Genomic DNA, 12,078 nt, shown 5'->3' with positions numbered 1-12,078 from the left:
GGCGATCCCGGAGGCGCGGGGTTTTGCCGTTTCGGGGGAGCAGCTAGGCGGGTCAACCCCCCGCACCGCAATAAATTGCGGTGAGACGCTGATGTTGGAGGGCTGATCCCATCGATCAGTTTTGTCGGCGATGCCTTGGACAACGCGCTGTGCGAAACCACGATCGGGCTCTACAAGACCCGAGTGCGTGCGGCCAGGCTCCCCGTTTCGCACCGGGCCGATCACCGCCAGGCTGATGCACCATGTGGGCCGAATCCCACCCGCAGAGGCCGGGGCCGCGTTCTGGCGGCCAAGGTTCACCAGAAACGACCCGAGCCCATTTTCACCGAACTGGGGGCTCACGCGATGACCTCAACGCCCGGGGAAGGCGCTCCTATTCCTCAGGCAGGACCAGGGACCAGAAGCGCGACTGGCGATCATTTGTCAGGCTCATGTATATATGTTTCGCTTCGGTGAAATCGAAGAACCCGTCTTCGCCGAGTTCGCGGCCGATGCCGCTTTGCCGATACCCGCCGAACGGTGCGTCGGGGCGCAATTGGTGGTGGTCGTTGATCCACACCGTCCCAGCGCGTAACCGCCGGCTGGTTTCGTAGGCGTTGACCATGTTGGTGGACCACACCGTCGCCGCCAAACCGTATATCGTGTCGTTGGCCAGGCGCACCGCGTCGTCGACGGAGTCGTACCCGATGACCGACAGCACGGGTCCGAAAAGCTCCTGACGAGCGACCGCCATGTCGTTGCTGACGTTGTGGATCACTGTCGGCTGGAAGAAGTAGCCGTCGCCGATTTCGGCACGACGACCACCGCACGCCAGCGCGGCACCGGCGACCGTGGCATCGTTGACGACGCGCTCCAGCTCGGCAGCTTTCTCGGCCGAGATTACCGGGCCCAGGTCGGTCTCCGGGTTGCGCGTGTCTCCTAGTCTGATCGTGGCGGCCCGCCGCACCAGTCGGTCGGTGAGTTCCTCTTCGCGCCCGCGCGGCACGAAGACGCGGCTGCCCGCTTCACAGCATTGCCCGGCGTAGAAGTTGATGCCGAAAAGAACGCCGTCCACCACGAGATCGAAGTCAGCGTCCGGCAGAATGACCGACGGCGACTTCCCGCCCAGTTCGAGGGTGACGTTCTTCAATGTCTGCGCAGCCCCGGCGGCAACGCTCCGACCGACCGCGGTACTTCCGGTGAACGTGACGTGGTCCACGAGTGCGCTTTCGACGAGGTGCTGACCTACTTCGACGTCCCCGGTGACGACGTTGAACTGCCCGGGGGGAAGATCGGTGCGCGACAACGCTTCAGCCAGCAGCATCGCCGACAGTGGCGTGCGTGGGTTGGGCTTGAGCACGACACTGTTGCCCATCAGCAGTGCGGGAATGACTTTCCACACGGCCAACAAGAGCGGGAAGTTGAACGGGGTGATGGCCGCGACGACGCCCTCGGGTTCCCGTACTACATGACTGATGCTGAACGGAGGCGAATGGAACCCCAATGGCTGCTCCAGTCGCAGGCTCGGCGCCACATCGAGGAAATACTGGCTGTGGGCCAAGGCGAATCCGACGTGCAGACCTCTGGCCGTCTTGATCGGAGACCCGCATTCGGCGATTTCCGCTTCCAGGAGGGCGTCCTGGTTTTCCACCAAGTAGTCGACGGCCGGCTGCAGCGCTCGGACTCTGCTCCGAACGTCCAGGCCGGCCCAGGGGCCCTCGTCAAAGGCCTTGCGGGCGTAGGCGACCGCCGCCTCGACGTCGGCGATCCCTCCGTCGGCCACATCGCCGACGATGGTGGCGGTGGCCGGGTCGATGACCTCCCTGCGTTTGCCACTGACGGAGGGACGCCACGTCCCGCCGATGTATTGCTCGAAGCGCCATCGCACATCGGATTTCAGCGCTGCCGTCATTGTCATCTTGTATCTCGCTTTGCTGGTTGTAAGACAGGTCTGGTTAGCTGGAGACGAACCATCAATCCCGGTAACGAACCGTGATCGCGTGCTCTGGGCACGCCTGTGCGCCTTCCTCCGCTTCTTTGACCAACTCTGGCGGAACGGGATCGAGGATGACCACCGACTTCCCTTCGTCATCCAGGCCGTAGATCGCCGGTGCCAGTGAGTGGCAGCGGGCATGGCCCATGCACCGGTTGAGGTCGACGGTGACCTCTGCGGATTTGCTGGTCACGCGATCACCTCACGACCAGGACTCGAAAATCACCGGCAAAGACTTCACACCCCAGGTGTCACCGGTGTGCCACACCGGTGGCTTCTCCGGATGCAACCGGTATTCAGGTATGTCGCGCCGGAACATCTCCTCCAGCAGCACTTTGATCTCCTTGCGGGCAACATGGGCGCCCAGGCAGCGATGAATCCCCGAACCGAACCCGACGTGGCGGTTGGGTTTGCGGTCCGCCACGAATTCGTTGGGTGCGTCGAACTCCTCGGGGTCCCGGTTCGCCGAAGGCCACAGCAGCAACAGGCGGTCGCCTTGCTCTAGAGTCTGCCCGGCGAACTCGCATGGCTCGGTGACGGTTCGAGCCAGACCCGGCACGGGGGAGATGTATCGGATCAGCTCTTCGATGGCGACGTCGAGTGCTTGCGAGTCCTCGATGCGCTCCTTGACCGCCTGGCGAATCTGGGGATTCGTTGCGAACAGCTGCAACATCCGGCCGATCGCGCTTGCCGTGGTGTCGAACCCCGCAGGCACCAGCAGCAGGCAGAAGCCCAGGATTTCTTCATCGGTCAGCTTTACGCCCTCGACGTGCGCCTGATCCAAATCGCTGATGAGGTCCTCACCATGCCCGTTCTCCCGGAGGTTCATGAGCAGCTCCGCGAAATAGGTCATCAGCCCCATGCCCGCCGCGCCGGCTTTCTCATGCTTCTGCTCATCCGAGTCGTCCGGATCCGGCTGCAGCATCCGCACGGCAAGCTCGTACATTTTGTCCCGGTCCTGCTTTGGGACTCCTAAGAACAGCTCGAGGATCACACTTAGGGGAAGCTGGACTGCGACCTCTTTGGCGAGGTCGACCTCCCGCCTACCCTCGATGTTGTCGAGCAGTTCGTTGACGAGCGAGCGGATTTCGGCGTCCATTTCCTCGACCCGCTTGGGGCTGAATCGCTGACCCACCAGGGCGCGGTAGTTGGCGTGGCCCGGGGGATCGGCCTCGATCGGAATCATGGGGACCGGGTTGCCGAACGGCGGTATCGTTACCGGAAACGACGAGAACCGCTCCGGTGCGTGCGCCGCGTCGTAGACGTCATGGTAGGTGGAGAGGGCGTAGAACCCGCCGTGTTCGACGGAACGCCCGACCGGGCATGCCCCGCGCATGCGGTCGTAGATCGCCAGTCGGTGGCGTTGGATTTCCCTATCGTGCATGCTCAGGTGCTCGATGAACTTGTCGGCCGCTTCGGCGTCGAGAACGGTGGGTCGCTCGTCATCGATACCGGTGTTGCGTTGTTGCGTCGTCATCGTTGAATTCGCTCCAATCTTCGCGAACAGGTATCGCTGTTGCTATGTGGCAGTGAGTGGTCAGCTGTCGGCGAGACACGCTCGCGTTGCCGGGTGGAATCAGCTCTCCATTTGGCTGTTAGTCGTCCGACAGGACGACCAGCCCCCGGATATTGCGACCCGCGAGCATGTCCGCGTATCCCTCGTTGATCTGATCGAGCGAGTAGGTATTGGTCACCAGTTCATCGAGTTTCAATTTGCCGGATTGATAAAGGTCGATCAGTTGGGGAATGTCGGAGAACGGGTTGGAGCTGCCGTACACGGTCCCGAGGATCTGGCGTTCGAACATCACAACATCGAAAGGAGCTATGGGCAGGTGGTCGGCGCCGGCGGGCGGCACGGCGACCAGGACGGCGCGCCCGCCTTTCCCCAGCGCCTGAAGCGCCTGTGCCAGGATCGCCTCGGTGAGAACGCCGGGAGTCGCGATGGACACGTCGGCACCCCTGTTCCAGGTGGCCTCGAGGACCGCGTCTACCGGATCGACGGCGCTTGGATCGACGACGTGAGTTGCGCCGAACACTTCGTAGGCGAGTTTGCGCTTGGCCTCGTCCGGTTCGACGGCCACGACGACGCGGGCACCGGACGTAGCGGCCCCCTGGATCGCGTTCATGCCGATTCCGCCGGCGCCCCAGATGACCACGGATTCACCGGGCCGCACCTTCGCCTTGTTGACCGCCGCCCCGTAGCCGGTGGGCACGCCGCACCCGATCAGGGCTGCGGTGCGCAGCGGAACGCTCTGATCGATCTTCACTACGGAAACATCGGGCACCACCGTGTGCTCGGCAAACGTTCCCAACAAGCACATCTGGCCAGCGCCTTGGGCTCCGACGTGGAATCGGTAGGTTCCGTCGAGCTGTGGACCGGCCAGGATGTTGGCACCCAGATCGCAGAGGTTCGAGTGTCCGGTCGCACACGAGCGGCAGTGCCCACACGCGGGGATGAAGGACAAGACCACATGGTCACCCGGTTCGACCGACGTGACCTCGGCGCCGATCTCCTCGACGACCCCGGCCCCTTCGTGACCGCCGATCACCGGATATGGCATCGGAAGATCGCCCGTGACCAGGTGGTAGTCGCTGTGGCAGAGGCCGGTCGCGGCCAGGCGCACCCTCACCTCGTGCCGGCCCGGCGGGGCGAGATCCACCTCTTGGACCTTGAACTGCTCGTTTTGCCCATGGAGCACTGCAGCCCGAGTCTTCACGAAACTCCCTTCGTCGACACAACCACTGAATCCCTATCCGCGCGCCTCGACGCCGGCTACCCGAACACGCATGTCGATCGAACGCCCCGTCGTCGTAGTGGTATATGGCACAAGCCGTTGTTGATGTGACTCATGTCATTAGGTATCATCATCATACGTGACACCCACGCTGCTGACAAGAAAACGGATCCCTGGATTCTTGTCGTACCGGCGGTCTTTGGCGAGCAATCCTGCCGGTTACGGCCGAAGAAGGACAGGACGCTAGACGGGCGGAAGGGACCCCGACGAGATACCTCATTATCATGATTACGATTAGCCGCACCGCCCTCGATGTCGCGCGCGTGCTGGAGCGCAACGCTGAGGAGATCGCCGCCACCGACGTCCCCGACCGGGTCGTCACCGCACTTCGCTGCAGCCGCATCACCGATTTCTATCTGCTGTGCCGGCGCCTGCTGTGCCGGCGCGGTCCCGCCCAGATGAAGTTCACACCGGTCGAACTTCGCGGGCTCGGCGAGCTATCCAACGCCGATCTCATCATTGATCCGACAGAATTGGCGTTGAGCGAGAGCGAGCGAGCCGAGCTGGCGGGAAGGCCCCAGCTCGAGCGGATGGTTTCGACGCTGCGGCAGTGGGCGGATCGGCCGCTGCAGGGAAAGCCAAGGCGGATGCACCTGCGATTCCTGCGAAGCCCGGTCGCTTTCCTCGGTGGTCGCTTAGTGGATGGACACGGCCATATTCTGCCGGGCGAGTACGTGACCGGATGGGCAAAGCGCGGTCCCACTGGTGTGATCGGCACCAATCGGGCCGACGCCGCGCAGACCGTCAAGAACCTGCTCGCCGACTTGCCCCCTCGCGCCGCCGAGACGCGACGACGACCGGACGGTCATCGAACTGCTCGAGCATCGCGGAGTCAAGATCGTGGATTGGGCGGGATGGCTACGGCTGGACTCCCACGAAATTCAGGCGGGTCGGCGCCGAGGAAGTCCACGGGTCAAGACCCCGGATCTGGCCGCCATGCTCGATCGCACCCAACCGTTGGCACACGAGGACCCGACGGACGACGGGGCCAACACCCCGAGCCCGGCCGGGCGAACCAGCGGATGACCCCTCACGTCATCGGATGTACCGGCTGGTGTATCCGTGATCCCGCCGACGCCGGCACGCGCAGTCGGCATCCCAACCGGGGTCCGTGACGTTCTCTGTGAAGGAGCCAAAAACATGATTGACCTGCACATTCCTTGGGTGCAGCCCAGCTCGGCCCCGGGCCGCTTCCGTGAGATGGGTGTGTGGGGCGACCAGACGATCGCGGACGTCGTCGACGGCCACGCACAACGGCATCCCGAGAAGACTGCGGTCATCGATTCCCGTGAAAAGCTGACATACGGCGAACTCGGGGACCTGTCGCTGCGTCTTGCGCGGGTTCTGCTCGATCACGGTATTGAGCCCGGCGATCCAGTCGCCGTCCACCTGCCCGGCTGCGTCTTGCTGCCCGCATTGCACCTGGCGTGCAACAGGATCGGCGCGCTGTTCCTGCCGGTAAGCACCGGCTGGCGCGGCGCTGAGCTGCGGTCTCTGCTGGGCACGGTACGGGCTCCGATGCTGATCGTCCTCGACGATAACGGCGGCTTCGACTACGTCGGCCTGGCGGAAACGCTGGGTGACGGGCTACCCGACCTCAAACACGTGTTGACCGCCCGAAGCGGTTCGCTGGAATCGCTGGCAGCCGGTGCGGCGCCTCTGACCGCCGGCGAACTCGACGAGCATCGCCCCAGCTCCGACGCCCCCGCGCACGTGATGTCCTCGTCAGGAACGACCGGTGTCCCCAAGGCATCGGTGTGGAGCTCCAACGACCTGGTCGCCCTGCTGGTCCACCACATGGGCCGTCGGCTCCGCCTCGGCCCCGACGACGTCGCCGCCGCCGTCGCGCCGGCCAGCACGGGCTCGACCGGCTACGTCTTCCCCGTGCTGGCACCGCTGCTCGTGGGTGCCACGACCGCGCTGTTAGAGACCTGGAAGCCGCAGGCCGCACTGGACCTGATCATCCGGGAGCAGTGCACCTACGCGACGGCCGTGCCCACCCAGATGATCATGATGCTGGAGCTCCCGCTCGAGCAGTACGACCTGTCCCATTTCACCCGGTTCAACAACGCGGGCGCCCCGCTGCCACCGTCCACTGCGCGCGACCTCGAAACACGAATGGGGTGCCGTGTGCAAACCATTTACGGCGCCACCGATGGGGGAGTGCCCGCCATCACCTCGATCGATGATCCAGAGGAGCTACGCCACACGACCGTCGGCTCGGTATGTCCCGGTGTCGAGGTCGTGTTGCTCGGCGCGGACGGCAACCCGGTGCCGCCGGGCGACCCCGGCGAAGTGTGCTGGCGTGGGCCCAACAAGTCTTACGGCTATCTCAACGAGCCCGACTACGATCGGCAGGCTTGGGACGATCAGGGTTTCTTCCACTCCGGCGATGTCGGGGAGTTCGATGACCGCGGATACCTTCGCATCGTGGGGCGCATCAAAGACATGATTCTGCGGGGAGGCACCAACATCTTCCCGCGGGAAGTCGAGGAGCTGCTGCTCGAGCGCTCCGACGTGGCCGGGGTCGCGATCGTGGGAATCCCCGATAAGCGGCTGGGTGAGCGGGCCTGCGCCGCAGTGGTGCCCGCTTTCGGCTCTCATCCCCGACTTGACGATCTGTGTTCGTTTCTGCTTGACCGCCAGCTCGCCAAGGCCAAGCTTCCCGAAAAACTGATCGTGCTCGATGAGCTGCCAACCAATGCCGGCGGAAAGGTCGACAAGGCGCTCATTCGAGACATCGCCATCAAGGGCCTGGCAGGAAACGCGCGTGACGAGGATGGGACCACAGGCGGCCGTCGGTCGTCGGCAGCCGGGACGCCGACTGACACCGCGCCGTCAACCGCAGAACGCGCAGATGAGGAAGATGAGGAAACGGTATGAGCGATCCGACCGGTCCGCTGTCGGGGGTACGCGTCCTCGATCTGTCCGCGCTGGCGCCAGGGCCTTTTGCCACCATGCTGCTCGGCGACCTCGGCGCGGAGGTGATCACGGTGGAAGCCCCGGCCGCAGCGCGAAGCGGCAGCGGTCTCGGCGAGCTACCCGGTTACGGCGGTGAGCGCGCGCGCCGGCAGGGCATCAATCCGCTCTATCGCTCCCGACGGTCACTCGTGCTGGACCTCAAGCAACCGCAAGCCCTGGAGATCGCCCTGCAGCTGGCGCAGCGCTGTGACGTCTTCGTCGAGGGATTCCGGCCGGGAACCTGCGAGCGGCTCGGATTGGGCTACGACACGGTCGCCGCGCGGAACCCGGGAATCGTCTACTGCTCGCTGACCGGCTACGGGCAATCCGGGGAGCTGTCGATGCGCGCCGGTCACGATCTGAACTACATCGCCGAGTCGGGCCTGCTGTCGGCGACCACACGCGATGGCCAGCGTCCGGGCATACCCGTCAACGTGGTCGCCGACTTCGCCGCTGGAGGATTGTTGGCGGCGTTCGGCATCCTGGCCGGCCTCCAGGGCCGTCAGGCCAGCGGCAAGGGAACTTACATCGACGCATCGATGTACGAGGGGCTCCTCGGTCTGCTGCAGGTGGTCCAGTCGTGGACGGCGGCGTCGGCGCCGGATCCGTCGTGGGGTCGGGGCTTGCTGTCGGGGGCGGTGCCCTTCTACGACTGTTATCGCACGGCCGACGGACAGTGGCTGTCCGTGGCCGCCCTGGAACCGAAGTTTTTTGCCAACCTCTGCACGGCGCTCGGCCGCCCCGACCTGGTCTCGGCTTATGCCGACCAGTCGCGGTGGGGCGAGCTGCGGGCCGCATTCGAGCAGATCTTCTCCGCCACGTCCCTCGCGGACTGGCTGGCCCGACTGGACCAAGTCGACACCGCAGTGGCTCCGGTGAGGTCACTGCCCGACGCGTTCGAGGCAGCGCAGCGCAGGGGGGTGTTGGACGCGTCGGGCCTGGTTGGCCCGCTCCCACGCATGAGCGCGTGGAAGCCAACCCCCGGATCGGTCGTCACCCGGCCCGGTCAGCACACTCGCGAAATTCTCGACGAGATCGGCCTTTCCCCGGACCAGATCGAAATGCTGCTGGCGGCCGGCGCGGTCATGGAGTGAATTCGGCGACAACCCAATATCGAGGGGATGATCATTGTAAGGTTTGGGACTTACGACATCCGTAACGGAGTAAGGAGAGTTGAGCATGCAGCCACGTGTAGCGGTGGTCACCGGCGCCGGCAGGGGAATCGGACGCGAGATCGCGCTGGCACTCGGCCGCCAAGGCCGCCACGTCGCGGTGGTCGATCTGCGCGATCACGAGGCTAAGGAGACCGCGGCGACGATCACCGCAGCAGGTTGCACCGCCGTGCCTGTCGTTGTCGATGTCACCGACCCCGCGTCGGTGAAGGAGGGCCTGAACGAGGTTCGCCAAAACTTGGGACGCATCTCCATCTTGGTCAACAACGCTGGCTGGGACGAACTCAAGCCGTTCGTCGATACCGACGAGGAGTTCTGGCAGCGCGTGATCGAGATCAACTACAAGGGCGTGCTTCGCACCACGCATGACGTGCTTCCTGCAATGATTGAGGCGGGGTGGGGGCGGATCGTCAACATCGGCTCGGACGCCGGTCGCGTCGGTTCGTCGCTGGAGTCGGTGTACTCGGGAGCCAAGGGCGCTGTCATCGCTTTCACAAAGACAATCGCTCGCGAGGTCGCCCGCGCGGGTGTGACCGCCAACACGGTCTGCCCCGGCCCCACCGACACCCCTCTTCTACAAGAGATCATCGAAGCCCAAGCTGATGCAGACAAGGTGATCGGCGCGATGACTCGGGCGGTGCCGATGAAGCGCTTGGGCCGGCCGGAGGAGGTCGCTGCCGCCGTTGCCTTCCTCGCTTCCGAGGACGCCGGATTCATCACTGGACAGACGCTGTCGGTGAGCGGCGGCCTTACCATGGCATAGCATTGACTGCCGATCGCCTTCGTAGATGCAGTCGACCGGGCATTCTTTGATGCATGTCTTGTCGAGAACGTCGACACATGCCTCGGTAATCACATAGCTCGCGGATTCACCTTTGTCTACTCTTTGTGTACCCCGTTGCGGTGTCACTCCGGACTGACGGATGACCGCAATCGGGCACCTGCCAGAACGGGGCGTCCTTCACGCTGACGAGGAGCCGAAGATGGCGTGGGCGATTCGGGCACGATGTTCGAGCGGGGTCCCGTACGCCTGTTCCAGTGCCTTCCCGCGTTTGAGCCACAGGTGCAGGTCATGCTCCCAGGTGAATCCGATCCCACCGTGGCACTGCAGCGCGCTGTCGTTGGCGGCCTTTTCCGCTTCGGATGCACAACTTTTGGCGACCGCTGCTGCCGTGGCGGCTTCGTCTGACCCGCTGGCGACCAAGTGCGCGGCGACCCACGTCATTGGACGGACGAACTCGAGGGCGAGATAGGCGTTGGAGAGTTGATGCTTGACGGCTTGAAACGATCCGACCGGTCTGCCGAACTGCTCGCGCTGCCGCACGTAGTCGACCGTTGTTTCTACTAAGTGCGCCCCGATGCCCACGAGCGTGGCAGCGGCGGCCACGGCGGCGCGTGCAGCTAAAAGGTCCGCCCGTCCGGTGCTGCCGGGCAACAAGGTATCCGAGGTGGCTTCGGCGCGGATAGTCGCCAGGCGGCGGGCGCGGTCGAAGACTTCGTGGGACTCGATGTCGCAGTTGCTCACGGGTACGACATGCAGACAGTCCTTGATCGCCACCACGATGAGGTCGAACGAGCCGTCGACGACAGCGAACGGTGTACCCGGCGGCTGAATGGTGGCGACTACTTCACCTGCGGCGATGGCGGGCAGCCACCGCTCGATCTGGCGGTCGCTGCCCAAGTCTGCGATCGTCAGCGCCGCCACGGCGGTCTCCAGGAGCGGGTCGGGAAGCGCTACCCGGCCGGCTTCCTCGAGCAGCAAAGCGAGCTCCACATCAGAGCGCCCCAGGCCGCCGAAACGTTCTGGCACTACGACACCGAGGAACCCCACCTCGGCCAGTCGAGCCCACCCGGAGCGGTCGACGGCGCAGTCGGCATCCCAGGCCGAACGAACCCGCGACGCAGGGCACTCGGCGCGCAAGAATTCGCGCGCCGCCGCTGCCAGCTCCTTCTGGTCTGGCGTGAGGTCGATGTTCACCGCGGCTCCCGTGGAAGTCCGAGCAGGCGCTCGCCGATGATGTTGCGTTGTATCTCGTTGGTGCCGGCGAAGATTCGCGACGCCCGAGCGTGCCAGTATCGGCGATGAAACCCGGCTCCATCGGCGCAGTTTTGTGGAGCGGCGAGTTCAGCGAAGGGGCCCAGGATCTGCAGAGCGGTTTCCTGGATTCTGCTGTCGAGTTCCGACCAATACAGCTTGACGAGGCTTGACCTGGAACCGACGCCGTTGCCGGCGGCGAGTTGGCTGGCGATGTGCTGCATGTACCGGCGGAAAAGCTCGGCCTCGGCGAATCGCGAGGCGATCTCGTTTCGGTGGACGGGATCGTCGGCGACACCCATGCGCTTGGCGAGGTCGACCAATTGCCGCACGTCGTTGGACAGGCGGACGTGGTTGCCCAGACCGGTGCCGCGCTCGTAGCCCAGCGTCGCCATGGCCACGCGCCACCCGTCGCCGATCTCTCCGATCACGTTTTTCGCGGGAACGCGCACATCGGTGAAAAACACTTCGGAGAAACCCGGCTCGCCGTGCAACTGGCGGATCGGCCGCAACTCGATGCCAGCACTGTCCATCGGTAGCACGATGTAGGTCAGGCCCCGATGCCGCGTCTGGCTAGGGTCAGTGCGGACCAGGGCGAACATCCAATCGGCGAAGGCGGACAGCGATGTCCAGATTTTCTGGCCATTGAGGACAAAATCGTCCCCGTCAGGCACCGCCCGAGTTCGCACGGCGGACAGGTCGCTGCCCGCACCTGGCTCGGAGAAGCCCTGGCACCACAACTCGTCGCAGCTGAGCATCCCGGGCAGCCAGCGCCGCTTCTGCTCGGTGGTGCCGAATTCGATGATGGTGGGGCCCGCTAGTCCGAGGGCCAGCCGGTTCAACCGCTGCGGAGCTGCGGCTCGGTGGTACTCCTCGTCGAACAACATCTGGCGCATGAAGTCGGCACCGCCGCCGCCGTATTCTTGCGGCCAGTGCAGCGCCGAGTAGCCGGCGGTGTACAGGGCTTTCTCCCACTCCCGATGTGCGGCGACGCCCTCGGCGGTGTAGGGCGGTGGTAAGGGGTGAGTCGGGACGTTGGCTGTGAGCCAGTCGCGCACTTCATCGCGAAAGACCAGCTCTGACTCGGAGTACGCCAATTCCATCGTCAACGTCCCCCCGGAATCCTGCCGGCGTCGCCGTTGT

At 64.6% G+C, this 12,078-nt stretch carries 9 protein-coding genes and 1 pseudogene; 4 read left to right on the top strand and 6 right to left on the bottom strand.

Annotated elements, in window-relative coordinates:
* Positions 1-64 precede the first annotated feature (64 nt).
* Positions 65-349, top strand: a pseudogene (locus K9U37_RS17070) (hypothetical protein); the annotation flags it as partial.
* A 24-nt stretch (positions 350-373) separates the two neighbouring features.
* Here K9U37_RS17070 and K9U37_RS17065 read toward each other — a convergent pair.
* The 4 genes from K9U37_RS17065 to K9U37_RS17050 all read right to left on the bottom strand — a co-directional run bounded on the left by K9U37_RS17065 (position 374) and on the right by K9U37_RS17050 (position 4,689).
* Complete coding sequence (locus tag K9U37_RS17065; protein ID WP_243072700.1) at positions 374-1,891, bottom strand: aldehyde dehydrogenase family protein; 1,518 nt, start codon at positions 1,889-1,891, stop codon at positions 374-376.
* Between the two features lie 61 nt (positions 1,892-1,952).
* Complete coding sequence (locus tag K9U37_RS17060) at positions 1,953-2,165, bottom strand: ferredoxin (protein ID WP_243072699.1); 213 nt, start codon at positions 2,163-2,165, stop codon at positions 1,953-1,955.
* 9 nt (positions 2,166-2,174) lie between these two features.
* Positions 2,175-3,449, bottom strand: a complete 1,275-nt coding sequence (locus K9U37_RS17055) for a cytochrome P450 (RefSeq protein ID WP_243072698.1) — start codon at positions 3,447-3,449, stop codon at positions 2,175-2,177.
* 118 nt (positions 3,450-3,567) lie between these two features.
* Entirely contained in the window at positions 3,568-4,689 is a 1,122-nt protein-coding gene (locus K9U37_RS17050) for an NDMA-dependent alcohol dehydrogenase (protein ID WP_243072697.1), read from the bottom strand.
* Between the two features lie 1,218 nt (positions 4,690-5,907).
* Here K9U37_RS17050 and K9U37_RS17045 point away from each other — a divergent pair.
* From K9U37_RS17045 to K9U37_RS17035, 3 genes are all read left to right on the top strand, one after another.
* The gene (locus K9U37_RS17045) at positions 5,908-7,650 is read left to right on the top strand and encodes an AMP-binding protein (RefSeq protein ID WP_243072696.1); all 1,743 of its coding nucleotides are present in this window, start codon (positions 5,908-5,910) and stop codon (positions 7,648-7,650) included.
* Positions 7,647-8,822 carry a CaiB/BaiF CoA transferase family protein gene (locus K9U37_RS17040; RefSeq protein ID WP_243072695.1) on the top strand — a complete coding sequence of 392 codons (1,176 nt, stop codon included), beginning with the start codon at positions 7,647-7,649 and terminating at the stop codon, positions 8,820-8,822. The genes K9U37_RS17045 and K9U37_RS17040 overlap by 4 nt, the downstream gene beginning before the upstream one ends.
* Before the next feature lie 85 nt (positions 8,823-8,907).
* Positions 8,908-9,663, top strand: coding sequence for an SDR family NAD(P)-dependent oxidoreductase (locus tag K9U37_RS17035; RefSeq protein ID WP_243073431.1), 756 nt, complete (start codon positions 8,908-8,910; stop codon positions 9,661-9,663).
* Between the two features lie 198 nt (positions 9,664-9,861).
* Here the strand turns inward: K9U37_RS17035 and K9U37_RS17030 are convergent, their stop codons facing one another.
* Positions 9,862-10,878 carry an acyl-CoA dehydrogenase family protein gene (locus K9U37_RS17030; RefSeq protein ID WP_243072694.1) on the bottom strand — a complete coding sequence of 339 codons (1,017 nt, stop codon included), beginning with the start codon at positions 10,876-10,878 and terminating at the stop codon, positions 9,862-9,864.
* Positions 10,875-12,038, bottom strand: coding sequence for an acyl-CoA dehydrogenase family protein (locus K9U37_RS17025; RefSeq protein WP_243072693.1), 1,164 nt, complete (start codon positions 12,036-12,038; stop codon positions 10,875-10,877). The genes K9U37_RS17030 and K9U37_RS17025 overlap by 4 nt, the downstream gene beginning before the upstream one ends.
* Positions 12,039-12,078: the final 40 nt, after the last annotated feature.

It is taken from the genome of Candidatus Mycolicibacterium alkanivorans, from assembly GCF_022760805.1.
Lineage (GTDB): Bacteria > Actinomycetota > Actinomycetes > Mycobacteriales > Mycobacteriaceae > Mycobacterium > Mycobacterium alkanivorans.
Note: the sequence above shows the minus strand (reverse complement) of the source record. Positions and strands in the feature narration are given on the sequence as shown.

Excerpts from the sequence above, each read along its gene's own strand:
- K9U37_RS17065 (WP_243072700.1), bottom strand. The coding sequence starts at position 1,891 with ATGACGGCAGCGCTGAAATCCGATGTGCGATGGCGCTTCGAGCAATAC.
- K9U37_RS17055 (WP_243072698.1), bottom strand. The coding sequence starts at position 3,449 with ATGACGACGCAACAACGCAACACCGGTATCGATGACGAGCGACCCACC.
- K9U37_RS17045 (WP_243072696.1), top strand. The coding sequence starts at position 5,908 with ATGATTGACCTGCACATTCCTTGGGTGCAGCCCAGCTCGGCCCCGGGC.
- K9U37_RS17040 (WP_243072695.1), top strand. The coding sequence starts at position 7,647 with ATGAGCGATCCGACCGGTCCGCTGTCGGGGGTACGCGTCCTCGATCTG.
- K9U37_RS17035 (WP_243073431.1), top strand. The coding sequence starts at position 8,908 with ATGCAGCCACGTGTAGCGGTGGTCACCGGCGCCGGCAGGGGAATCGGA.
- K9U37_RS17025 (WP_243072693.1), bottom strand. The coding sequence starts at position 12,038 with ATGGAATTGGCGTACTCCGAGTCAGAGCTGGTCTTTCGCGATGAAGTG.